Source organism: Amycolatopsis sp. WGS_07 (assembly GCF_045278895.1).
Classification (GTDB): domain Bacteria; phylum Actinomycetota; class Actinomycetes; order Mycobacteriales; family Pseudonocardiaceae; genus Amycolatopsis.
In genome coordinates this window covers 5,563,173-5,585,236 of the sequence record NZ_CP136053.1, presented here as the reverse complement: position 1 = coordinate 5,585,236, position 22,064 = coordinate 5,563,173, and the positions used below count along the sequence as shown (strand labels likewise).

Genomic DNA, 22,064 nt, shown 5'->3' with positions numbered 1-22,064 from the left:
GTTCACCCGGGCGGCTCAGTGACCGGTCCGGCGTCGTCCCGGCTGCGCAAGGCCACCCCGGCGACGACCGCGAGCGTCCCGATCGCTTCCGCCACGCTCGGCACCTGGGCGAGCACCAGGAACCCGATGACCCCCGCCGTCACCGGCAGCAACGCCAGCAGCACCGCGAACCGGGCCTGCCCGAGCCGGCGCAGGACCACCTGGTCAAGCGCGTAGGGCACCACCGTCGACAGCACACCGACGCCGATCCCGAGCAGCAGCATGCGTGGCGAACCCCACATTTCGCCGGTGCCCAGCGCAAGCGGCGACAGCACGACGGTCGCCACCACGAACCCGACCGCGAGCGAATCCAGCCCGTCGCCGCCGATCGCGACCCGCTTGCCGAGCAGGATGTACCCCGCCCAAGCGGCCGCCGCGGCCAGCGCGAAGACGACGCCGAGCAGACTGCCCGCGATCCGCACGTCCGCGATCGCGACCACTCCCGCGGCCACCAGCACCAGCGCGACCAGATCCCGCCGCGTCCGCGACCCGACCGCCGCTACGACAACCGGCCCAGCGAACTCCAACGCAACCACCGTCCCGAGCGGCAACCGTGCGATGGCCTCGTAGAAGACCACGTTCATCCCCGCGGTCACGGCCCCGAAAGCGCCCGCGAGCAGCAGCCGCTTGCCCCGCCAGGCGGCTTTCGGCGGCCGCCGCCACACCACCAGCACGACGGCCGCCCCGAGACAGCGCAGCCACGCCACCCCGGACGGAGTGGCATGCCCGAAAAGGTCGACCGCGATGGCCGCACCGGCATACATCGAAATTCCGCTGAGAACGAACAAGACCGGAGCCGGAATCGCGCGCACGCGTTTCGGAGAGAGTGCAATGCCCACTCCCGCATGGTGCCTGACCACGGAAAACACCCCGCGCCGGGTCGCCTGGTCCTAGAGATTGAGACGCCGCTGCGGCAACCGGGCTAATTCGGCGTGACGCACCTCCCACCGGCGCGGGAACACTTGCGGGCCGCCAAACGTCTGCAAGAGTGGAAGCACGAACACTGCGGAGCCGGAAGCGATCCCCGCCAGAAGGCATCGAGACCGAAGTGGGCGTAGCTGGATCGAGGCACCGGGCGACCGGTGCCGGGACGGAGGGAGACCCCCATGACAACACCGACGCTCACCCGCCCCGAATTGACCGCAGCCGACCGATGCGACCGGTGCGGAGCAGCAGCTCAGGTACGCGCAGTCCTCAGCTCCGGAGGCGAGCTGCTCTTCTGCGGGCACCACGCGCGCGAGCACGAGGCCAAGCTCAAGGAACTGGCCGCGGAGATCCAGAAGTAGTCCACGACCGACAGATTCTTTGCCCGGAGGCGGCAAGCGCGAAGGCGCTTGCCGCCTCCGTTCTTTTCCGCTCCTGGGTGCGAACATTTTCCCGCTCCCCGGACCCCGCTAAGCCGCTCCCGTCCCAGCAACCGGAGCACCACTTTTCAAGTCCGTGAAGGACTCCTTGAGGGAACTAGATTCCCTCAAGGAGTCCTTCACGGACCGCAGGCCGCCACCCGCTCGCCACGCGCCGCCCGCTGCCCACCGCCAAGGTCCGCCCCATGCACCCAATGTGGCGTTCGGTGCGTCCCACGCACCCAATGTGGCATTCGTTGCATCTGACGCACCCAATGCCACATTGGGGCGCTAGCCCCACCCCCCACCAAACCGCCGCCGATGCACCCACCGATCGAGGCACCCAGCCCCTCCCCCGCAACCCGATACGAAGCCTCCCTGCGGTCTGGGGGTGCTTGTCAAGGCATCTTTCCCGCCTTGACAAGCACCCCCAGACCGTCAGCACAATCAAGCTTCGGGGTGCCCCACGCAACCAAGGAACGGCAATGTCGCCCCCAGGCGACGAGCCGCCCACACCCCCTCAAACCGTATCCAGCACCACCTCAAACGCCACCTCAGCCGCCCCCAACAGCTTCACATCCGCCCCCAAAGCCGAACTCACGATCCGAGTCCCCCCAACAGCCCGAGACACCAAACTCCGCCCCCGAACCTCCTCAGCAACCACCCGAATCACCGACTCCGGCAACACAGTCAGCAAATCCCCCAGCACCACCAACTCCGGCCCCAGCAAATTGACCACGTTGACCAGCCCCAACGTGAGCCACTCCGCATACTCCCCCAAGCGAGCAGAAGCGGAAACAGCATCCGCCCCCAACTCCCGCAGCTCAACGAGAATCGCCCCGCGAGGCGTGTCCTCCGGCAACCCCAGCGCCCGGCACAACGCGGCCTCGCCGATCTCGGTCTCCCAGCACCCCCGGCTGCCGCAGTAACAAGCCCGCCCGCCAGGCCGGATCGCCATGTGCCCGATCTCGCCGACATACCCCGCGCCGCCGCGCAACGACGACCCCTGAGAGATCACCCCGCCGCCCACGCCCACGTCCGCGGACACGTACACCGAATCCGACGACCCCCGGGCCGCCCCGCGGAGATGCTCGGCAACGGCCCCCAGCTCGGCGTCGTTGGCCACGAGCACCGGAATCCGCAGCACCGCCGACAGCCGGTCGCCGAGCGCCACGTCGGTCCACCGCAGGTTGGGCGCCTCGTGCACCAGCCCGTCGGCGCGCCGCACCACCCCGGGCACCGACACGCCGACCGCCACCGGCTCCACGCCGAGGTCGCCGGCCAGCACGCGCGTCGATTCGATCACATGGGTGATGACCTCGTCCGCGGTCCGCGTGCGGGCGTGCAGGTTCCAGCTGTTGCGCCCGAGGATCTGCCCGCCGAGCCCGACCAGGGCGATCGCCACGTGCTCGACCTGCAGGTCGACCGCGAGCACGACCGCGGCGTGCGGCTGCGGCAGGACCAGGAGCGAGGGGCGGCCCGCCCCTCGCCCTGGCCGCGGCACTTTCTCCTCGACGACCCCTGCCTCGGCGAGGCCGTCGACGAGGGTTTTGATGGTGCTCCGGTTGAGCCCCAGTTCGGTGGCCAGCGCGGCCCGCGTACTGGGCCCGCCGACGTGCAACAGGCGCAACAGCGTCGTGCGGTTGTGCCGGCGCACCTCGTCCGGGCGGGCGACGGGCGGGCTGCTCACCGGGTCATCTTCCCATCAGCCCTCAGCGGGCCGACGCCTCAGCCCGCCGTCGCGACAGCGCGTCGACTGTCGCGGCCAGCAAAAGCACCAGACCGGTGATGATGTTGACCACCGCGGCCTTCTGCTGAAGCAGGCCGAGGCCGTTGTTCACGATGGCCAGCACCGCGCCGCCGATCACCGCGTCCATGATCCGGCCCTTGCCGCCGAACAGCGAGGTGCCGCCGATGACCGCGGCGCCGACCGCGAACAGCAGCGTGTTCAGGCCGCCGGACTGGCCGCTGACGGAGCCGACCTTCGACGAGTACACGATCGCGCCGATCGCCGCGAACGACGAGCTGATCACGAACACGCTGGTGCGCAGCTTCGGCACGTTGATGCCGGCGCGGCGCGCGGCTTCCTTGTTGCCGCCCACCGCGTAGAGGTGCCTGCCGTACTTGGTGCGGTTGAGCACGTAAGTGCCCGCCACCAGCAGGACCAGGACAATCGGCACCACGTACGGCACGCCCGCGATCACGACGAGGTCGTTCGACGCCCGGTTGACGGTGAGCAGGTAAGTCGCGACCGCGGCGACGACCGCGACGGCGCCGACCTTCGCCAGCACGATCGGCGTCGGCTGGACCACCAGCCCGCGCTTCAGCCGCGAGAAGTGCTGTCCGAGCGCGAGCACCGCGTATCCGCCCGCCGCGACCACGAACAGCACCCAGCTGCCGGCCACCGAGAGGTTGCCGTTGGCGACCGCGTTGAGCGTGTCGCTCGTGCTGATCGGCAGCGTGCCGCCTTCCCCGACGAACTGGAGGATCACGCCCTGCCACACGATGAACAGCGCCAGCGTCACGACGAAGGACGGCATCCCGATCTTCGACACCAGGAAGCCGGTGATGCAGCCGATCGCGGTGCCGGTGCAGATCGCGATGACCATTTCGACCCACGCGTTGACCGGCGCGCCGACCAGGATCACCACGATGCCGACCAGCGAAACCGCCGCCCCGGCCCAGATCTTCTGCAGCAGCGCCAGCACCACCGCGAGCACGAGCACCGCGATGAACGTGATGAAGACGCCGGTGCCCATGGAGCCCAGCAGGTTTCCGTTGCGGACGTAGTGCAGCGCCATCAGCGACGCGCAGACGCCGGACGCGGTGCCCGCGGACAGGTCGATCTCGCCCAGCAGCAGCACGAACACGATGCCCATCGCGATGATGGTCTGCCCCGCGCCCTGCTCCAGCAGGTTGGCGATGTTGCGGAGCGTGAAGAAGTCGCTGGAGAGCGCGCTGAACAGGACGGCGAGCGCGATCACGCCGAGCACGGCGGGAATCGAGCCGAGCTGCCCGTCCTTCATCCGGGCGAAGTAGTCCCTGATCGCCTCACTGGTGGACAGCGAGGTGGTGTCGATGCCGAAGTCGGCGATCGCCCCGGCGGGCGCGTCCGGCGTCTGCGGCTTCTCGGAAGTTTCGGTCATGGCGGGTTCTTTCTCGCTCACAGCGCGACAGCTTCGGGACGGGCCAGGCCGAGATCGCCCGATCGGCCCGCGGTGATGAGTTCGACGACCTGGCTGTGCGTCACGTCGCTGGTCTGGACCTCCGCGACGAGCCGGCCCAGGTAGAGCACGTCGATCCGGTCGGCGACCTCGAAGACGTCGGCCATGTTGTGGCTGATCAGCACGACGCCGAGGCCCTGTTCGGCGAGCCGGCGCACCAGGTCGAGCACCTGCTTGGTCTGCGCGACGCCGAGCGCGGCGGTCGGCTCGTCGAGGATGACGACTTTGCTGTTCCACAGCACCGACTTCGCGATCGCGACGGTCTGGCGCTGACCGCCCGACAGCGAGGAAACCGGCGTGCGGACCGATTTCACCGTGCGCACGCCCAGCGACGCCAGCGTTTCGCGCGCGGCCTTCTCCATGCTGGCCTCGTCGAGCAGCCAGCTGCTGCCGCGCTCGCGGCCGAGGAACATGTTCTGCACGATGTCGAGGTTGTCGGCGAGGGCGAGGTCCTGGTACACGACCTCGATGCCGAGTTCGGCGGCGTCCTTGGGACCGCGGATGTGCGCGTCCGCGCCGTTGAACCGCACGGAACCGGTGTCGTACGGGTGAATGCCCGCGATGCATTTGACCAAAGTGGACTTGCCGGCCCCGTTGTCGCCGACGAGCGCGGTCACTTCGCCCGCCCGCACGGAGAAGTCCACGTCGTGCAGGACGTGGACCGGGCCGAAGCTCTTGTTCAGGCCGGTGATGTCGAGAATGGGCTCGCTCATGGGAATCGCTTGTCTCTCGCGTGGATGCCGGGCCGGAACGCGTGTCGGGGGAACGCGTCCCGGCCCGGCTGCTCTTGGCGGGGAGTTACGGCGTCAGGAGATGCCGTTGGCGGTGCACTTGGCGGCGAGGTCGCCGGTGCAGATGTCGGACGCCTTGACGTAGCCCTGCTGGACGACGGTCTTGATGTCCTTGATCGTGATCAGCTGCGGCTGCAGCAGCACCGACTTCAGGTCGCGGTTGTTCTTCGGGTCGTGCAGCTTGCCGGTGGCGATCGCGTCCGCGCCGGCCTTGTCGCCCTTGGCCAGCGCGGCGGCCAGCTTGGCGGTGTTCTCGGCCTCTTCCTTGATCGGCTTGAAGATCGTCAGCGTCTGGTCGCCGCGCAGGATCGCCTGCAGGCCGGCCGAGGTCGAGTCCTGCCCGGTGACCGGGACCTTGCCGTTGAGCCCGTTCTTCTTCAGCACGGTGATCACCGCGCCGGCCAGCTCGTCGTTCGCCGCGACGACGCCGTCGACCTTGCCGTTGACGCGGGTGAAGATCTGCTCGAACGTCGTGCCGCCGACCTGGGCGTCCCAGTTGTCGATGGCCTGCTTCTGCACGAGGTTCAGCGCCTTGGAGTCGTACAGCGGCTTGAGGACCTTGTCGTGGCCGTTGCCGAACAGGGTCGCGTTGTTGTCCGTCGGCGCGCCCTCGATCTGGACGACGTTGGCCCCCGGCTTGCTCTTCAGCGCGTCGGCGAGGCCCTGCGCCTGGATCTCGCCGACCTTCTCGTTGTCGAACGAGACGTAGTAGTCGGCCGAACCGCCGAGGCTCGGGCGGTCGTAGTCGATGACCGGGATGCCCGCGTTCTTGGCCTTGGTCTCGATCGCCGCGCCGACCGCCGGGTCGGACGGGGCGATGATCAGCACCTTCACGCCCTGGGCGATGAAGCCGTCGGCGAGGGTGGAGAACTTCTGGTTGTCGCCCTGGGCGTTCTCGATGTCGGCGCTGAAGCCCTGCGCGGAGAGCGCGGCCTGCAGCATCGGCTTGTCGAAGGCTTCCCAGCGGGCCGAAGTCGCGGTCTCCGGCAGGATCACGCCGACCTTGCCGCTGGCGCCGCCGCCTGCCGGGGCCGAGGCGGACTTGCTGTCCCCCGAGCCGCCGGAGCCCGCGCTGTTGGCGCCGCACGCCGAAAGCGCCAGGCCGGCGCTCACCGTCGCGGCGAGGAGGGTAAGGGTTCTGCTGCGCATCCTCGTTCCTTCTCCGATCATGCTCGCGGGGCGATCGGAGAAGGTCCCCGGTGCGCCGTCGCAGATATGTTGTGGCCGACAACATATGCCGCGGAACGGCTCTGCGGAAGATGGCGGGATCGAGTAACCGACACCAAATGGACACAGTTCGGCAACACGGGCCTCATCCGCGGCACGTACTGACGGAGTGATCCGTGCCACGCACCGAGCGTAACGAGAAGTTGTCCGGTCTTGTCCGGTCCGGCGGGCAGAGGTGCCCGTTCAGGCGCCCGGATCGAACCGGACGAACCGTTCTACCAGGCGAAGGGGCGCACGAACCCGGCGTGCGCCCCGTTGTCGAGCCTGAGAACTACCAGGAGCGCAGCGTGACGATGCGTTCCTCGAGCTGCTCCACGGTCGCCATCGCGGTGGGCGGCCCGCCGCACTGGCGGCGCAGCTCGTTGTGGATCGCGCCGTGCGGCTTCTTGGTGCGGTGGTGGTACACGCCGACCAGCGCGTTGAGTTCCTTGCGCAGCGCGCCGAGCCGTTCGCTCACCGTCTGCGACCGGACCGGCGGCGCGGCCGGTTCCTCTTCCTTCGGCTTGCGCCGCTTCTCGTCGGAGATCTGCTCTTCCTGCCGCTTGCGCAGCAGCGCGCGGACCTGGTCCGGCTCGAGCAGCCCGGGAAGGCCGAGGTACTCCTGCTCCTCGTCGGAGCCGGAGAAGACCGCGGTGCCGAACGAGTTGCCGTCGTAGATGACCTGGTCGAGTTCGGCCGAGGCGTGCAGCGAGGTGAACGCCTTCTCCTCCTCGCCCGGTTCGTCCTCGGTGCGGTTGGCCTGGGCGAGCAGCTCGTCGTCCCAGCCTTCCTTCTCCCGGTGCGGTTTGCCGAGCACGTGGTCGCGCTGCGCCTCCAACTCGCTGGCCAGCTCCAGCAGCACCGGCACGCTCGGCAGGAAGATGCTCGCCGTCTCGCCCTTTTTCCTGGCCCGCACGTAGCGGCCGATGGCCTGCGCGAAGAACAGCGGGGTGGACGCACTGGTCGCGTACACGCCGACGGCCAGCCGCGGCACGTCGACGCCTTCGGACACCATCCGGACCGCGACGATCCAGCGTTCCTTGGTCTCGGAGAACTCCTTGATCCGCCCGGACGCCTTCGGGTCGTCGGACAGCACCAGCGTCGGCGTCTCGCCGCAGATCCGTTCCAGGATCTTGGCGTAGGCGCGCGCGGTGTCCTGGTCGGTGGCGATCACCAGGCCGCCCGCGTCCGGGATGCCCTGGCGCACCTGGCTGAGCCGGGTGTCGGCGGCCTGCAGCACCGCCGGGATCCATTCGCCGGCCGGGTCGAGCGCGGTGCGCCAGGCGCGCGCGTTCTGCTCCGCGGTGAGCGGCTCGCCCAGGCGGGCGGTGAACTCCTCGCCCGCGCTGGTGCGCCACGACGCCTCGCCGGAGTACGCGAGGAACACGACCGGCCGGACCACGCCGTCGGCGAGGGCGTCGGAGTAGCCGTAGGAGTGGTCGGCCTTGCTGCGCTGGAACCCGCCCGCGTCCGGTTCGTAGGTGACGAACGGGATCGGCGAGTCGTCGCTGCGGAACGGGGTCCCGGTGAGCGCGAGGCGGCGCACCGCGGGCGTGAACGCCTCGCTGGTCGCGTCGCCCCAGGACTTCGCGTCGCCCGCGTGGTGGATCTCGTCGAGGATCACCAGGGTCTTGCGGTTCTCCGTGCGCACCCGGTGCAGCGTGGGATGCGCGGCGACCTGCGCGTAGGTGACCGCGACGCCGCGGTAGTCCGACGACGTGACGCCGGTGGTGTTGCGGAAGTTCGAGTCGATCGGGATGCCCGCCGCCGCGGCCGACGCCGCCCACTGGTGCTTCAGGTGCTCGGTCGGGGTGACGATCGTGACCGCCTCGACGGTGCGGTCGGACAGCAGTTCGGCGGCGATCCGGAGGCCGAAGACCGTCTTGCCCGCGCCCGGCGTCGCGACCGCGAGGAAGTCCTTCGGCTTGCTCGACAGGTACTTGGTGAGCGCTCGGCGCTGCCAGGCGCGCAGCGGGCGCGCGGTGGTGTCCTTCTCCGCGGGCGGCGCCCCGAGGACCGGCTGGGTCGTCTCGGACAAAACTCGGTTCACCCCCTCCTCGGACCGCTCGGCGCGGCCGTGACGTGCGAAAACCCCCACTGTGGCACCGGCTTCGCCGCCGGGCGCCGCGATGAGGGCACGTCGGCCAGCTTACCTTCCGCGTCCCCGGGCGCCCGCCACCGCCACGGGTGGTGTCGCCCGACACGCCCCCTCTCGGCGGGGGTGACGAGCCAAAACCGCGGGCATGGACCATGCTGGGACACACCATGGGCGAGGTGACACCGGACGCCGGCGAGGCAGGGCCGAACGGCGAGGCAGTGCCGGACAAGAGCGTGCCGGAGAAGACCGTGCGCAGGGGGCCGTGGCGGCTGCTGACCCGCACGCTCGCGAAAGCGTGGGACGGCAACATCTTCTCCGAGGCCGCCGAGGCGGCGTTCTGGCAGACGCTGTCGCTGCCGCCGCTGCTGCTCGGGCTGCTCGGCAGCGTCGGGTTCATCGGCGAATGGTTCGGCCAGAACGTGGTCACCGCCGTGCACGACCGGATCATCACCTTCAGCCACACCGTCTTCAGCGCCAACGCCGTGCAGGAGATCATCGAGCCGACGGTGAACAGCATCCTCACCGTGGGCAAGGGCGAAATCGTGTCCGTGGGCTTCGTCATCTCGCTGTGGGCGGGCTCGTCGGCGATGTCGTCGTTCGTCGACGCGATCACCGTCGCGCACGACCAGTACGGCGTCCGCAACGAGGTGTGGCAGCGGATTTTCGCGCTGCTGCTGTACCTCGGCGCGCTGATCGGGCTCGTCGTCGGGCTGCCGCTGCTGGCGATCGGGCCGGACCTGCTGCCGGAGTTCTTCCCGGTCGACTGGCGCCCGACCGTCTCGTCCTGGGTCGGCACGCTCTACTACCCGGTGCTGGGCGTGATGATCGCGCTCGCGCTGACGACGCTGTACAAGCTCGCGCTGCCGCGCCGGCTGCCGTGGCATCGCGGGCTGCCGGGCGCGATGTTGGCCGGCGTCGTGTTCCTGGTCTCCAGCATCGGGCTGCGGATCTACCTGAACTGGATCACCAAGACCGGCTACACCTACGGAGCGCTGGCCGCGCCGATCGCGTTCCTGCTGCTGATGTTCTTCATCGGGCTCGCGGTGGTCGGCGGCGCGTACTTCAACAGCGCGATCCAGGAGCTGTGGCCCGCCAAGGCGACCCGGCGGCAGCGCCGCAAGTGGCGGCGGCTGGAGATGGAGCGCGCGAACGAGCGGATGCGGGCCGAGGAGGGCCGCCGGCTGTGGGACCGCACGACGATGCCGTTGCGGCGGCCGAAACGGCACCCGGACCACGCCGAAGAGAACCACGACGAGCCCGAGGTGAACCACACCGAATCGGAGACCGTGCAGCTCGCGCGGCCCGAGCGTGGGTCCGGTTCCGAACCGTCACCCGGCCCGGAACCCCGCCAACGCCGCCCCCAACAGGGCTGACCTCAGCCCTGCCGGAACCGCCACGTCTTGCTGTCGAACGCGATGCAGACGCTCGGCGACATCACGACCACCCGCAACGTGCCGCCGTCACGCTCGTCGTAATCGATGCCCTCGACCTCGAAATTGCCGCTGCAACCGCTCTCCAGCGGAAGCTGGCCGAGCGAGGTGACGTGCCCGGTGACGTCGGAACCGGAGACCGGACCGGAGAGATCGACCTGCAGCAGGGGTTTAGTGGTGCCGAAGAGGCTGCCGTCCGGGTCGTCCGAGGAGCACATCAGCCGGGTGGCGGACACGAAATCGCAGCCCTGGACGTCGCGCACCTGGTGGTCGAGCCGGATCGCCGAGGCATAAGGCAGGTTCTGGCCGGGATCGGTGGCCGCGACGCCGGGCATCGGGTAGACGAGCAGGCGGTCCATCGTGCCCCACTCGCCGGACACCAGCCAGCGCGCGTCGGGCGACACGGCGGCGAACGAATTGTTGTTGGCCTCCCACGATTCCAGCGCGTGCTGGTAGTCGGCGCGGGAGCCGTCGGGAGCTTCGACGCGGAAGAGCTTCGCGCCGCGGTCGTCGCGCTGGTAGGGCTCGACGTACCAGCCCTTCGCGGACCCGGGGTCGCCGATGTGGTTCCAGCCCTTCGAGGCGAGACCAGGGTCGACGGTGCCGATGCCGGTGTAGCGGATGCTGGTGCCGGAGGAGCGCTCGACGGTGGCGAGGCCCTGGCTCTCGTCGAGGGGACGGGCCCGGTCGGAGCCGGCCGTGGTCCATCCGGTCACCGCGTCGGCGGCGCCCGCCGCGACGGCGCTGAAGGCGGACATCAGGACGACGAGGGAAAGCACGATCCCGGTAGCGCGCATGCGGGGACACTCCTGCGGGGAGGCGACTGGCCGGACTGCAGGTCTACCAGTTCCTCCCCGGCCGCACAGCCACCGAGTGAAGGATTTTCACCTTTGTTCCCGCGCACCGGGACGCGCGGGAAGGAGGATCAGTCGTCGCCGCCGGGACGGAGGCCCTCGTAGATCTTCTTGCACTTGGGGCACACCGGGGATCCGGGCTTGGGCGACTTCGTGACCGGGAAGACCTCGCCGCAGAGCGCCACGACGTGCGTGCCCATGACCGCGCTCTCGGCGATCTTGTTCTTGCGCACGTAGTGGAACATCTTCGGGGAGTCGTCGTCGGTCGACTCGGTGCTGTCGGTCTCCGGCTTGGTCAGCGTTTCGGTGCTCACCCCACCATCATGCCTCAGCGCCGCGCCCGCGGTCATGCCCGGCTACGCTCGCCTGACCTGCCAAGGGACCCCTCAGGAGCCCGGATGCCGCACGATCCCGGACACCGCTGGCACAGCTCGCTCGCCCGGCTCGGCGGCGACCATCGCGTCGGCCGCGACGCCTGGGCCGATCTGGAAGACCGCTACGGCGAACCACACCGCCGCTACCACGACCTAGCCCACGCCACCGCCGTCGCGCACGACGCCGAGCACCTGGCCGCCGACCTGCCCTTTCACGAACGCGCCGTCGTCGTACTCGCCGCATGGGCGCACGACGTGGTCTACGACGCCGTACCCGGCTCGGACGAACAACGCAGCGCCGAATGGCTCCGCCGCTGGCTCACCCGCGCGGGGGTTGCCGCTCAACACATCGATCAGGCCGAAGCGCTCGTACTCGCCACCGCCGCCCACGAAGCCCCCGAAGGCGACTTCGCCGCAGCAGCCCTCCTCGACGCAGACCTGGCCATCCTCGGCGCGACGCCCACCGCGTACGCGGCGTACGTGGACAAAGTGCGCCAGGAGTACGCGCGCTACCCCGACGACGCCTGGACGACCGGCCGCATCGCCGTCCTGGAGAGCCTCCTCGGCCGTTCGACGCTGTACCTCACCGAAAGCGCCCGCTCACGCTGGGAAACCGCCGCGCGGCGGAACCTGCGGGAAGAGCTGACCCGATGCCGCGGTGCACGCGGCGATCACAGATGATGTCCGTTCGTGACCACCCAGACCACTCCCCTGTTCGTCCACGAGGAAGTCGCCTCGGCGCTGCGCGACGGTCACCCCGTCGTCGCACTGGAGAGCACGATCCTTTCGCACGGCCTGCCGCACGGACGAAACCTCGACGTCGGCCGCCGCATCGAGCAAACCGTGCGGGACGGCGGCGCCGTTCCGGCCACCATCGCCGTGCTGGACGGACGGCCGGTCATCGGCCTGTCCCCCGACGAACTGGAACGCGTCTGCGCACCGGACGCCGGCCTCGACAAGCTGTCCCTGCGCGACCTCGGCCCCGCGGTCGGCCTCGGCCGCTCCGGCGCCACCACCGTCGCCGGCACCTCGGCACTCGCCGCAGCGGCCGGAATCGGCGTCTTCGCCACCGGCGGCCTCGGCGGCGTGCACCTGGGCGCGGCACAGAGCTGGGACGTCTCGGCAGACCTCGGCGTCCTCGCGAAGGTGCCGACTGTCGTCGTCTGCTCCGGTGTGAAGTCGGTCCTGGACATCGCCGCCACCCTGGAAGTCCTGGAAACGAACTCGGTCCCGGTCCTCGGCTACCGCACCGACGACTTCCCCGCGTTCTATCTCCGCTCGTCCGGCCACCCGGTCGGCTGGCGCGTCGAAGACGCGAAACAAGCCGCCGCAGTCATCTCCGCCCACCGGGAGTACGCCGATTCCGGTGTCCTGCTGGCAAACCCGATCCCCGAAGAGTCCGAAATGGACCGTGCACTGCACGGCCGGCTTCTGCGAGAAGGCTTGGCGAAACTGGCCGACGCCGACGTGCACGGCGCGGACGTGACCCCAGTGCTGCTGGAGCACTTCCACACCGCCAGCGACGGCGCGAGCATCGACGCGAACGAGGCGCTGGTGCTGTCCAACGCCAAACTCGCGACCGAGGTCGCGGTGGCCCTGTCATGACCGGAATCGTGGTAGTCGGCGACGCAGGCCTGGACGTCGTCGCCCGACACGACCAACCCCTCCCCCACGGCGGCGACGCCCGAGCAGCCATCCGCTTCACCGGCGGCGGCGCGGGAGCGAACACCGCCCTGTGGCTACGTTCCCTCGGCGCGGACACCACCCTGATCGCCCGCATCGGCAACGATTCCGGCGGCCGCCTAATCCAAGCGGAGCTAGAAGCGGCAGGCGTCCGCTGCGCCTTCGCAACCGACCCCGAAGCCCCCACGTGCTGCGTAGTCGTCCTGGTGGACGGCGAAGGCCAACGCAGCATGCTCGCCGACCGCGGCGCGAACAAACGCTTCGCGCCCGAGGACGTAACGCCCGACGCCCTGACCGGCTCAACCCACCTGCACCTGTCCGGCTACGTCCTGCTCGACCCGTCGTCGCGCCCCGCAGGACTAGCCGCCCTAGCCGCAGCGAAAGAGGCGGGCCTGACCACCTCGGTGGACCCGCAAGCAGCCGCCCACATCCACGACCCAGCAGCCTTCCTGGACGACGTACGCGGCACCGACCTACTGATGCCGAACACCGAAGAACTAGTCGCCCTGACCGGCTCGTCCGACCCCGCCTCGGCGACAGAACTGCTGGAGGCCGTCGGCGCAGTAGTAGTCACCGCAGGCCTAGCCGGAGCAAGCTGGATCGACGCAACCGGCGTCTCGTCAGTCCCCGCAGTAGAAACGGAATGCGTCGACTCAACCGGCGCAGGCGACGCCTTCGACGCAGGCGTCCTCACCACCTGGCTAGCCGGAAAGTCCACAGTGGACGTCCTACGCGCAGGCACCCGCCTAGGCGCACGAGCAGTAAGCCAAATAGGCCCACAACCGTAAAACCAACCGCACCAACGCACCCACGCACCCAACCAGCCAGGCACCCACACCACCCCCGCACCCCGATACGAAGCCAAAATGCGGTCGGCGGGTGCTTGTCAAGGCATCTTTCCCGCCTTGACAAGCACCCGCCGACCGTCATCACAATTGGGCTTCGGGGTGCCCCACACCAGACCGGCCGCAATGTCGCCGCCAGGCGACGAGCAGCCCCACAGACACCTACCCGTCAATCACCCGATGCTTCCGCCCCTCAATCTGCCGAGCATCCCGCGCATACCGATTAACCTTCTCCGACTTCCGCGGCGGCCGATCATTAGCGATCAACACAGCAATCCAAGGCAGCGGCACAGAAATCACCAAAAACAAAATCGCCAGCCACCACGTGTGATAAGTCAACCCGGCCAGCACCAGACAGGGAATCCGGCACACCATCATGATGACGTACTTCCGCTTCCGCGCCGCCAGCTGATCGTCCAGCGACGGCTCGGCCTCGGTGATCAGCACAGGCTCGGGGCGGGGATCCGGTCCGTGGGGTGCGTTCACAGCACCACCTCCGCGTTCCATCGTCTCACTCACCGCCCGTCCGCGACACCCGGGCGGGTGAACCGGGACAAAGCAGCGACGACCAGCGTCTCCACCCCGGTCCGCAACGTCGGATGCAGCACCGGCGCGAACTTGGACGAGTGATTCGAAGGCACGTCAGTCTCAAACCGCCCTTCAGTCATCGCAGTGATCACCTGCTGCGCGTCAAAGCCCCCGACCAGCCAGAACACCGACGGCACCCCAGCCGCCCGCCCGAACTCGCTGAAGTCCTCACTGCCGGTGACCAACGGAGCAGGCATCGTCGCCTCGGCACCGAAGTGCCGACGGAACACCTCGGTCAGCTCATCGGACGCAGCCGTGTCGTTCGCGGTGACCGGGTAAGAAGCGATGACCTCCACCGTCGGCGGCTGCGGGGCACCAGCGGCCGCCGCTTCGCCGTTCACGATCCGCTCGATCGCCTTGCGCAACCGCAACAACACAGCGTCATCGAAAGCACGAGTATTGACCTCGAGCACGGCGTGATCAGCAATCACGTTCGCCGCAGTGCCGACGTGCATCGAACCCACGGTGACCACAGCAGGCTCGGTCGCCGCGATCTCGCGCGACACGATCGTCTGCAGCTTGAGCACGACAGACGCGGCCAGCACCGCCGGGTCGACAGTCGTTTCTGGCCGCGAACCGTGCCCGCCGCGGCCGTGCAGCGTGATCCGCAAGGTGTCGGTCGCGGCCATGATCACGCCTGGCCGGGTAAGCACCCACCCGGCCGGACCAGGCACGATGTGCTGTCCGAAGACCACGTCGGGGCGGCCGGTCCGCTCGAAGAGACCGTCACGGACCATCCCGGCCGCACCGTCGCCAGCTTCCTCGCCTGGCTGGAACACCGCGAGCAGCGTGCCGGACCACTCGTCCCGCGAAGCGGCGAGAAGGTGCGCGGCACCTGAGAGCCACGTCGCGTGCATGTCGTGCCCGCAGGCATGCATCAGCGGCACGTCGCGGCCCTCGGAGTCGACACCGCGCGCAGTGCTCGCGTACGAGAGACCTGTCTGCTCCTCGACCGGCAACGCGTCGATGTCCGCACGAAGCAGCACAGTCGGCCCTTCGCCGTTGCGCAGGATGCCGACAACACCAGTACGGCCGATGCCGGTGTGCACCTCGAAGCCGTCTTCAGTCAGCCGTCGGGCTAGCTCTGCCGCCGTACGGGTTTCGGTGAACGCCAGCTCGGGATGGCGGTGCAGATCGACGTACAGCGCTTCAAGCTCCGGCAGCGCCGCTTCAAGCGGAGCCAGGACACGCTCGGTGGTCTCGGTGGTCACGATGCTCATCGTGGCAGGCTTACCCACCGTGAGCACGAACACGCCTCTCCCTGACCTATCCGACGACGTCTGCGCGCGGTTGCGCGAAGCGTTCCGACGCACCGGCTACGACGCTGACGGCGTCGTCGACGCACTCGGCGGCGCAGCGCACACGGCGCTCGGCCGCGGCGAGCCCGAGCCCGCCCGTCGCGCCAGCCTCGACGCCGGGGACCTCGGCGTCTTCATCCGGCTGTTCCTGCTCGGGCTCGCCGAGCCGGAGAAGACCGTCTCGTCGGCGTTCGCGCCGCTCAGCGCGGACGACGCGGTGGCCGCGGGCATCCTGCGGACCGTCGGGGACGAGTTCCGCGCCGCGCTCGACATCCGCCCGCACGGCGACGAGGACGGTTCGTGGTGGGTCGTCTCCGACCTCGACGCCGACATGCTCGGCCACGTCGTGCCCGAGGACCACGTGCTCGGCGTCGGGCACGCGTCGCTGAGCCTCATCCGTGCGACCAGCCGTCGCCCCGTCGGCACCCTGCTCGACCTGGGCACCGGCAACGGCGTCCAGGCGCTGCACGCGACCCGGCACGCGCAGCGAGTGACCGCGACCGACGTGTCGGCCCGCGCGCTCGCGCTGGCCGCAGGCACATTCCGGCTGAACGAGCTGGACGTGGAGCTGCTGCGCGGCGAGTGGTTCGCGCCGGTCGCGCGCCGCCGCTTCGACCAGGTGGTGTGCAATCCGCCGTTCGTGGTCGGCCCGCCGCGCGTCGACTACACCTACCGCGATTCCGGCCTGGCCGGCGACGACGCGAGCGCTCTGGTCGTCCGTCAGCTGCCGAGCTTCCTCAACGACGGCGGCACCGGCCAACTGCTCGCGTCGTGGCTGCACCGACGCGGCGAAGACTGGGGAGATCGCGTTGCGCGATGGCTGCCGCCTGAGACGGACGCGTGGTTCGTACAGCGCGACGTCGCCGACCCCGGGCTGTACGTCGGCACCTGGCTGCGAGACGAAGGCATCGACCCCCGCTCGCCCGAAGGCCGCGCCAAGGCCGCTGCGTGGCTCGACTGGTTCACCGAAAACGACGTACAGGGCATCGGATTCGGCTTTGTGACGCTGCGGCGCGCAAACGGTCAGACGCCGACTGTCGTCTGCGAAGACCTACGACAGGCTTACGACGACCCACTGGGCCCCGAAGCAGCGAACTGGCTCGACCGCGTCGAGTGGTTGCGTACGCACGGCGACAACGTGTTGGACGTAGCGTTCCGCGTCCCTGACACAGTGCTGCTCGAACGCGTCGACTCCCCCGGTGACGAAGGCTGGGAAACGACCGTGCGCCGGCTGCACCGCACTGACGGACCGGGTTGGCAGCACGAGGTCGACGAACTCACGACGCGCCTTCTCGCGGGTTGCCGCGGCGCACTGCCGTTGTCGGATCTGCTCGACCTGCTGTCCGCCGCGCAGGGCCTCGATTCGGAAGAACTGACGGCCGCGGCATTGCCGATCGTCCGCGAACTCGTGCGGCACGGCATGCTCGTGCCCGGTTCGCCGCGGTGAGGGCGGTAGCGGCGCGGGTCACCCGCGCGAGCGTGACCGTCGCGGGGGAGATCGCCGGGGAGATCAAAGAACCGGGACTGCTCGTGCTGCTGGGCGTGCACCGTGACGACGATCTCGGCAAAGCCGAAACGATGGCCAGGAAACTGCACGAACTGCGGTTGCTGCGCGACGAGGAATCGTGTGCGACGACCGGGGCGCCGCTGCTCGTGGTGTCGCAGTTCACGCTCTACGGCGACACCCGCAAGGGCCGCCGCCCGTCGTGGACCGCCGCCGCCCGGCCGGAAAACGCCGAACCGCTGGTCGACGCCGTGGTCGCGGAACTGCGCGAACGCGGCGCGACCGTCTCGACCGGACGGTTCGGCGCGGAGATGGCCGTGGAAAGCGTGAACGACGGCCCGTTCACCGTTCTCGTTGAGGTCTAGACCACATTGGAGAAGCACGCGTAACATCGAAGGCGGAGCGCGCGATTCGCGCGGATTTCCCGGAGCGGAGCGGTTCTCAGCAAAACCTCAGTTTTGGTGGAGCAACCGCGGGGCGGGTACGCCCGTCCTCATTTCAGCGAGCCGGGAACGTTTGGCCTTCCCGGGGCGTTGAGACCAGTGTCCAGCCAAGCCGGCTGGGCCCGCGGACACGGGATTCCACAGGCCCCGTTCCGCAGGCGCCGGCGAGACACGTTCAGCCCGTGACCGGGGAGGCAGAATGTCAGTCCAGACTCTCGAACGCGAAGCGCGCGGGATTCGCGAGCGCGGGATTCCAGCACAGCAGACCGAGGAGCGTCCGAGCGTGGGGGCGCTCACCGACGCCGACCTCGACGCTCAGAGCCCCGCCGCCGACCTGGTGCGCGTGTACCTGAACGGCATCGGCAAGACCGCGCTGCTCACCGCGGCCGACGAGGTCGAGCTGGCGAAGCGGATCGAGGCAGGCGTCTTCGCCCAGCACATGCTCGACACCGCCGAGGACCTCACGCCGCAGCGCCGCAAGGAGCTGCGCGCGCTGATGCGCGACGGGCACACCGCGAAGAACCACCTGCTGGAGGCCAACCTCCGGCTCGTGGTGTCGCTCGCGAAGCGCTACACCGGACGGGGGATGCCGCTGCTCGATCTGATCCAGGAGGGGAACCTGGGCCTGATCCGCGCGGTGGAGAAGTTCGACTACTCCAAGGGATTCAAGTTCTCCACGTACGCCACGTGGTGGATCCGCCAGGCCATCACCCGGGGCATGGCGGACCAGGGCCGCACGATCCGGCTGCCGGTCCACCTGGTCGAGCAGGTGAACAAGCTGGCCCGGATCCGCCGCGACCTGCACCAGCAGCTGGGCCGCGACGCGACGCACGAGGAACTGAGCGCCGAATCGGGCATTCCGGTCCACAAGATCTCGGACCTGCTCGACCAGTCCCGCGACCCGGTGAGCCTCGACATGCCGGTGGGCACCGAGGAGGACGCCCCGCTGGGCGACTTCATCGAGGACTCGGAGGCGACCGACGCCGAGAGCGCCGTCATCTCCGGCCTGCTGCAGGACGACCTCCGCCGGGTCCTGGCGACGCTGGACGACCGCGAACAGCACGTCATCCGCCTCCGCTACGGCCTCGACGACGGCCAGCCGCGCACCCTCGACCAGATCGGCAAGCACTTCGGCCTGTCCCGCGAACGCGTGCGGCAGATCGAACGCGAGGTCATGGCGAAACTGCGCCAGGGCGAGCGAGCCGACCGGCTGCGCGCCTACGCCAGCTGAGTTTCTTCCCTCTCCGGGCCGGGGTTTCGGGGCCCGGGTCCCGGAGAGGGCGGAGAAGCCGGTCCGCGGGCTGTTTTTAAGCCGCCTCCTCCGGCTGACCGGGCGCGGGGTCCGGTGAGCCGGTTTTCGCGGCGAGCTTGCGCGGACGGGCAGGTCGAGGTTCCCGTGGGGACCGGGTGGGGACCCGGTCAGGCGGGACGGGGGCTTTCGACCGGAAGATTATTTCGGTGGGCAGCGGCGGGCTGCGGTGAGCTTTGCAGTGGGCTTGCAGCGGACTGCGATGGCCGTCGCTGGTTGCGCAGAACCCTCGGTCCGGTTTCCGGGCCGGGGGTTTTGTCTTTTCAAGGCGGGGTGCCGCTTCGGGCCGGGGGGCGTTTTGGTCCCGGGGCCACCAGCTTGAGCGGGGTTTGTCGCTTTCGGAGCCGGGCCGCTTCGGTGTTGTCTTTTGCGGCCGGGGTGCCGCTTCGGGCCGGGTTTTGTCTTTTGTGAGGCCGGAGTGCCGGTTCGGGGCGGATTTGCCTTGCGGGGCCGGGCCGGTTCGAGCCGGGTTTGTCCTTGCGGACTGGGTGCGCTTTCAGGCCCCAGGACGCCAGTTTGAGCTGGGATTTGTCGCTTTCGGGGTCCGAGGTTGCGCCCTCGGGCTCGGGATTCTCGCTTCCAGACCGGAAGGTCTGCCGCTTCCGGGCCGGGTCTGCCCGCGCCTGGGCGGAGAAGGCATTGTGTCTGGTCCTGGATTTCGCCCGGCCGGGCGCTCGTTCGCCCGGCTGGCCACCTTTCCCGCCGGGTTAGCCGCCCCGACCCGGCCGACCGCCTCTCCCCGCTGGCCAACCGCCCGCTCCCCCGCCTAGCCGCCTCTCTCGCTCAGCCAAGCACCTTTCACCCAGGCCACCGACCTCTCCCACCCAGACCACACCCGAAGCCACCTCCCTCCTCATTGCCGATAAATCGCCACATCAACATCACCAGCCCTACTGTTCTCTCCAGTCACTTCAGCCCCACCAGACACCCCAGCCCCACCAGACACTCCAGCCCCACCAGAGTGCGAAATCCTCCTTCCGTGCCCCGTTTCCTCCCCTTGATCCCGTTCCCACCACCACCCACCGCAATACCGTCACCACTCCGCGCACCCGATCGTGGAATTCGGCTCTCGTTCGCGTTTGGCGGTTCTGGGCAGTGGGTAGCAAGCGTTCGCGACCCCCGCTGTGCGGCGTCCGGTCAACGCGCCGGCGGGGGTCCCCGTTAGTCACGCGGGGCGGGTGTGTGCGCATCCGGTCCGCTTTCCCCGGGAGGTCGGGTCCGTCGGGGTGGGCCCGGCCTCCCGACCATGCCTGCCCGAAAACCCGCGGAGTGCGCTATCCCACAGCGTCCCCGCGCCCGTGCGGCCGGGCGGAACGCGCTGAGTACCGTGAGCCAATCCCGATCAGGGCAAAGGAGCCTCGCTGTGCCGCCCACCACGTTCCAGCACACCGAAGTCCTGCCGCTCGGCAAGGACACCACCACCGAGTACCGGCTGGTCACCGCCGACGGCGTCGAGACCGTCGAGGCCGCCGGGCGGAAGTTTCTGAAGGTCGATCCGGAGGCGCTGACCACGCTGGCGCGCACGGCGATCACCGACATCCAGCACCTGTTGCGCACGTCACACCTGCAGCAGCTGCGTGGGATCGTCGACGATCCCGAGGCCAGCGGCAACGACCGGTTCGTCGCGATGGACCTGCTGCGCAACGCGGCCATCTCGGCGGGCGGCGTGCTGCCGATGTGCCAGGACACCGGCACCGCGATCGTCATCGGCAAGCGCACCGAGGGCGTGCTGTCCGGCGGCGACGACGAGCGTGCGCTCTCGCAGGGCATTTTCGACGCTTACCAGCAGCTGAACCTGCGGTATTCGCAGATGGCCCCGCTCAACTTCTGGGAAGAGCGCAACACCGGCACGAACCTTCCGGCGCAGGTCGAGCTGTACCACAAGGACTCGGACGCGGCGGACCCGTCGTACGAGTTCCTCTTCATGGCCAAGGGCGGCGGCAGCGCCAACAAAACGTTCCTGTACCAGGAAACCAAGGCCGTGCTGAACCCGAAGCGGCTCGCCCGGTTCCTGGACGAGAAGCTGCGCAGCCTGGGCACCGCGGCGTGCCCGCCGTACCACCTGGCGATCGTCGTCGGCGGCATGTCGGCCGAGTTCAATCTCAAGGTCGCGAAGCTCGCCTCCGCGCGCTACCTGGACAACCTGCCGACCGAGGGTTCCGAGCTGGGCCACGCGTTCCGCGACCGCGACCTCGAGCAGCAGGTGCTGGAGATGACGCGCCAGTTCGGCATCGGCGCGCAGTTCGGCGGCAAGTACTTCTGCCACGACGTCCGCGTGATCCGCCTGCCCCGGCACGGCGCGAGCTGCCCGGTCGGCGTAGCCGTCTCGTGCTCGGCCGACCGCCAGGCGAAGGCGAAAATCACCAGCGAGGGCGTGTTCATCGAGCAGCTCGAACGCGATCCGGCCCGCTTCCTCCCGGACGTCACCGAGGACGACCTGTCCGACGAGGTCGTGTCGGTCGACCTGAACCAGCCGATGGACCAGATCCGCGCGCAACTGGCGCAACTGCCGGTGAAAACGCGCCTGTCGCTGACCGGCCCGCTGGTCGTGGCGCGCGACATCGCGCACGCGAAGATCGCCGAACGGCTCGACGCCGGCGAGGAAATGCCGCAGTACCTCCGCGACCACCCGGTGTACTACGCGGGCCCGGCGAAGACTCCCGACGGCTACGCGTCCGGCTCGTTCGGCCCGACCACCGCCGGCCGGATGGACTCGTACGTCGCCCAGTTCCAGGCGGCGGGCGGCTCGCTCGTGATGCTGGCGAAGGGCAACCGCTCGAAGCAGGTCACCGCCGCGTGCAAGGAACACGGCGGCTTCTACCTCGGCTCGATCGGCGGCCCGGCCGCGCGGCTGGCCAAGGACTGCATCAAGAAGGTCGACGTCCTCGAGTACGCCGAACTCGGCATGGAAGCGGTCTGGAAAATCGAGGTCGAAGAGTTCCCCGCGTTCATCGTCATCGACGACAAGGGCAACGACTTCTTCTCCGAAACCAGCGAACCGGTCCTGCAGATCAGCTTCCGCTGACGCGCCGCGA

19 protein-coding genes are annotated in these 22,064 nt (G+C 69.2%); 9 read left to right on the top strand and 10 right to left on the bottom strand.

Going from position 1 to position 22,064, the window contains the following annotated elements; translation table 11 throughout:
- Nucleotides 1-2: 2 nt before the first annotated feature.
- Nucleotides 3-803: an EamA family transporter gene (locus tag RPX00_RS26455; RefSeq protein WP_406643097.1), complete on the bottom strand. Its 801-nt coding sequence runs from the start codon at nt 801-803 to the stop codon at nt 3-5.
- Nucleotides 804-1,145: 342 nt separating this feature from the next.
- Here RPX00_RS26455 and RPX00_RS26450 point away from each other — a divergent pair, with 342 nt between their 5' ends.
- On the top strand, nt 1,146-1,325 hold the full coding sequence (locus tag RPX00_RS26450) for a hypothetical protein (RefSeq protein ID WP_037358805.1): 180 nt from the start codon (nt 1,146-1,148) through the stop codon (nt 1,323-1,325).
- A 577-nt stretch (nt 1,326-1,902) separates the two neighbouring features.
- On the opposite strand, the gene RPX00_RS26445 is transcribed toward RPX00_RS26450, so the two are convergent.
- The 5 genes from RPX00_RS26445 to RPX00_RS26425 all read right to left on the bottom strand — a co-directional run bounded on the left by RPX00_RS26445 (nt 1,903) and on the right by RPX00_RS26425 (nt 8,653).
- A complete protein-coding gene (locus RPX00_RS26445) occupies nt 1,903-3,072 on the bottom strand; it encodes an ROK family protein (protein WP_406629336.1) in 1,170 nt (389 codons plus the stop codon).
- Between the two features lie 22 nt (nt 3,073-3,094).
- Nucleotides 3,095-4,528, bottom strand: a complete 1,434-nt coding sequence (locus tag RPX00_RS26440) for a sugar ABC transporter permease (protein ID WP_406629334.1) — start codon at nt 4,526-4,528, stop codon at nt 3,095-3,097.
- Nucleotides 4,529-4,545: 17 nt separating this feature from the next.
- Nucleotides 4,546-5,319, bottom strand: coding sequence for an ATP-binding cassette domain-containing protein (locus tag RPX00_RS26435; RefSeq protein WP_406629332.1), 774 nt, complete (start codon nt 5,317-5,319; stop codon nt 4,546-4,548).
- A 93-nt stretch (nt 5,320-5,412) separates the two neighbouring features.
- Nucleotides 5,413-6,546 carry a sugar ABC transporter substrate-binding protein gene (locus tag RPX00_RS26430; RefSeq protein ID WP_406629330.1) on the bottom strand — a complete coding sequence of 378 codons (1,134 nt, stop codon included), beginning with the start codon at nt 6,544-6,546 and terminating at the stop codon, nt 5,413-5,415.
- 349 nt (nt 6,547-6,895) lie between these two features.
- On the bottom strand, nt 6,896-8,653 hold the full coding sequence (locus RPX00_RS26425; RefSeq protein ID WP_406629328.1) for a DEAD/DEAH box helicase: 1,758 nt from the start codon (nt 8,651-8,653) through the stop codon (nt 6,896-6,898).
- A 215-nt stretch (nt 8,654-8,868) separates the two neighbouring features.
- Between RPX00_RS26425 and RPX00_RS26420 the strand changes: the two genes are divergently transcribed.
- Nucleotides 8,869-10,074 (top strand): YihY/virulence factor BrkB family protein, encoded by a 1,206-nt coding sequence (locus tag RPX00_RS26420; protein ID WP_406643096.1) that lies wholly within the window; start codon nt 8,869-8,871, stop codon nt 10,072-10,074.
- 2 nt (nt 10,075-10,076) lie between these two features.
- On the opposite strand, the gene RPX00_RS26415 is transcribed toward RPX00_RS26420, so the two are convergent.
- Nucleotides 10,077-10,928, bottom strand: a complete 852-nt coding sequence (locus RPX00_RS26415) for a hypothetical protein (RefSeq protein WP_406629326.1) — start codon at nt 10,926-10,928, stop codon at nt 10,077-10,079.
- Between the two features lie 128 nt (nt 10,929-11,056).
- Entirely contained in the window at nt 11,057-11,299 is a 243-nt protein-coding gene (locus RPX00_RS26410) for a DUF3039 domain-containing protein (RefSeq protein ID WP_020657970.1), read from the bottom strand.
- An 84-nt stretch (nt 11,300-11,383) separates the two neighbouring features.
- Between RPX00_RS26410 and RPX00_RS26405 the strand changes: the two genes are divergently transcribed.
- From RPX00_RS26405 to RPX00_RS26395, 3 genes are read left to right on the top strand one after another with little or no spacing between them, the layout of a single operon-like run.
- Complete coding sequence (locus RPX00_RS26405) at nt 11,384-12,040, top strand: hypothetical protein (RefSeq protein ID WP_406629325.1); 657 nt, start codon at nt 11,384-11,386, stop codon at nt 12,038-12,040.
- Between the two features lie 9 nt (nt 12,041-12,049).
- Nucleotides 12,050-12,964 carry a pseudouridine-5'-phosphate glycosidase gene (locus RPX00_RS26400; RefSeq protein ID WP_406629323.1) on the top strand — a complete coding sequence of 305 codons (915 nt, stop codon included), beginning with the start codon at nt 12,050-12,052 and terminating at the stop codon, nt 12,962-12,964.
- A complete protein-coding gene (locus tag RPX00_RS26395) occupies nt 12,961-13,830 on the top strand; it encodes a carbohydrate kinase family protein (RefSeq protein WP_406629321.1) in 870 nt (289 codons plus the stop codon). Before RPX00_RS26400 ends, RPX00_RS26395 begins: the two co-directional genes overlap by 4 nt.
- A 219-nt stretch (nt 13,831-14,049) precedes the next feature.
- On the opposite strand, the gene RPX00_RS26390 is transcribed toward RPX00_RS26395, so the two are convergent.
- Both RPX00_RS26390 and RPX00_RS26385 read right to left on the bottom strand, forming a co-directional pair.
- Nucleotides 14,050-14,394 (bottom strand): DUF3099 domain-containing protein, encoded by a 345-nt coding sequence (locus tag RPX00_RS26390; protein WP_406643094.1) that lies wholly within the window; start codon nt 14,392-14,394, stop codon nt 14,050-14,052.
- Nucleotides 14,395-14,402: 8 nt separating this feature from the next.
- Nucleotides 14,403-15,695 (bottom strand): amidohydrolase, encoded by a 1,293-nt coding sequence (locus RPX00_RS26385; RefSeq protein ID WP_406629319.1) that lies wholly within the window; start codon nt 15,693-15,695, stop codon nt 14,403-14,405.
- A gap of 19 nt (nt 15,696-15,714) precedes the next feature.
- Between RPX00_RS26385 and RPX00_RS26380 the strand changes: the two genes are divergently transcribed.
- From RPX00_RS26380 to RPX00_RS26365, 4 genes are all read left to right on the top strand, one after another.
- Nucleotides 15,715-17,220 carry a methyltransferase gene (locus RPX00_RS26380; protein ID WP_406629317.1) on the top strand — a complete coding sequence of 502 codons (1,506 nt, stop codon included), beginning with the start codon at nt 15,715-15,717 and terminating at the stop codon, nt 17,218-17,220.
- Nucleotides 17,217-17,642: a D-aminoacyl-tRNA deacylase gene (gene dtd / locus RPX00_RS26375; RefSeq protein ID WP_406629315.1), complete on the top strand. Its 426-nt coding sequence runs from the start codon at nt 17,217-17,219 to the stop codon at nt 17,640-17,642. Before RPX00_RS26380 ends, dtd begins: the two co-directional genes overlap by 4 nt.
- 277 nt (nt 17,643-17,919) lie before the next feature.
- Nucleotides 17,920-18,951 carry a sigma-70 family RNA polymerase sigma factor gene (locus RPX00_RS26370; RefSeq protein ID WP_406629313.1) on the top strand — a complete coding sequence of 344 codons (1,032 nt, stop codon included), beginning with the start codon at nt 17,920-17,922 and terminating at the stop codon, nt 18,949-18,951.
- A 1,441-nt stretch (nt 18,952-20,392) separates the two neighbouring features.
- Nucleotides 20,393-22,054: a fumarate hydratase gene (locus RPX00_RS26365; RefSeq protein ID WP_406629311.1), complete on the top strand. Its 1,662-nt coding sequence runs from the start codon at nt 20,393-20,395 to the stop codon at nt 22,052-22,054.
- Nucleotides 22,055-22,064 lie beyond the last annotated feature (10 nt).

Bases quoted from the DNA above. Each gene is read 5' to 3' on its own strand.
- RPX00_RS26390 (WP_406643094.1), bottom strand. From the start codon at position 14,394: ATGGAACGCGGAGGTGGTGCTGTGAACGCACCCCACGGACCGGATCCC.
- RPX00_RS26395 (WP_406629321.1), top strand. From the start codon at position 12,961: ATGACCGGAATCGTGGTAGTCGGCGACGCAGGCCTGGACGTCGTCGCC.
- RPX00_RS26385 (WP_406629319.1), bottom strand. From the start codon at position 15,695: ATGAGCATCGTGACCACCGAGACCACCGAGCGTGTCCTGGCTCCGCTT.
- RPX00_RS26455 (WP_406643097.1), bottom strand. From the start codon at position 803: ATGTATGCCGGTGCGGCCATCGCGGTCGACCTTTTCGGGCATGCCACT.
- RPX00_RS26430 (WP_406629330.1), bottom strand. From the start codon at position 6,546: ATGCGCAGCAGAACCCTTACCCTCCTCGCCGCGACGGTGAGCGCCGGC.
- RPX00_RS26440 (WP_406629334.1), bottom strand. From the start codon at position 4,528: ATGACCGAAACTTCCGAGAAGCCGCAGACGCCGGACGCGCCCGCCGGG.
- RPX00_RS26370 (WP_406629313.1), top strand. From the start codon at position 17,920: ATGTCAGTCCAGACTCTCGAACGCGAAGCGCGCGGGATTCGCGAGCGC.
- RPX00_RS26450 (WP_037358805.1), top strand. From the start codon at position 1,146: ATGACAACACCGACGCTCACCCGCCCCGAATTGACCGCAGCCGACCGA.
- RPX00_RS26405 (WP_406629325.1), top strand. From the start codon at position 11,384: ATGCCGCACGATCCCGGACACCGCTGGCACAGCTCGCTCGCCCGGCTC.
- RPX00_RS26420 (WP_406643096.1), top strand. From the start codon at position 8,869: ATGGGCGAGGTGACACCGGACGCCGGCGAGGCAGGGCCGAACGGCGAG.
- RPX00_RS26435 (WP_406629332.1), bottom strand. From the start codon at position 5,319: ATGAGCGAGCCCATTCTCGACATCACCGGCCTGAACAAGAGCTTCGGC.
- RPX00_RS26415 (WP_406629326.1), bottom strand. From the start codon at position 10,928: ATGCGCGCTACCGGGATCGTGCTTTCCCTCGTCGTCCTGATGTCCGCC.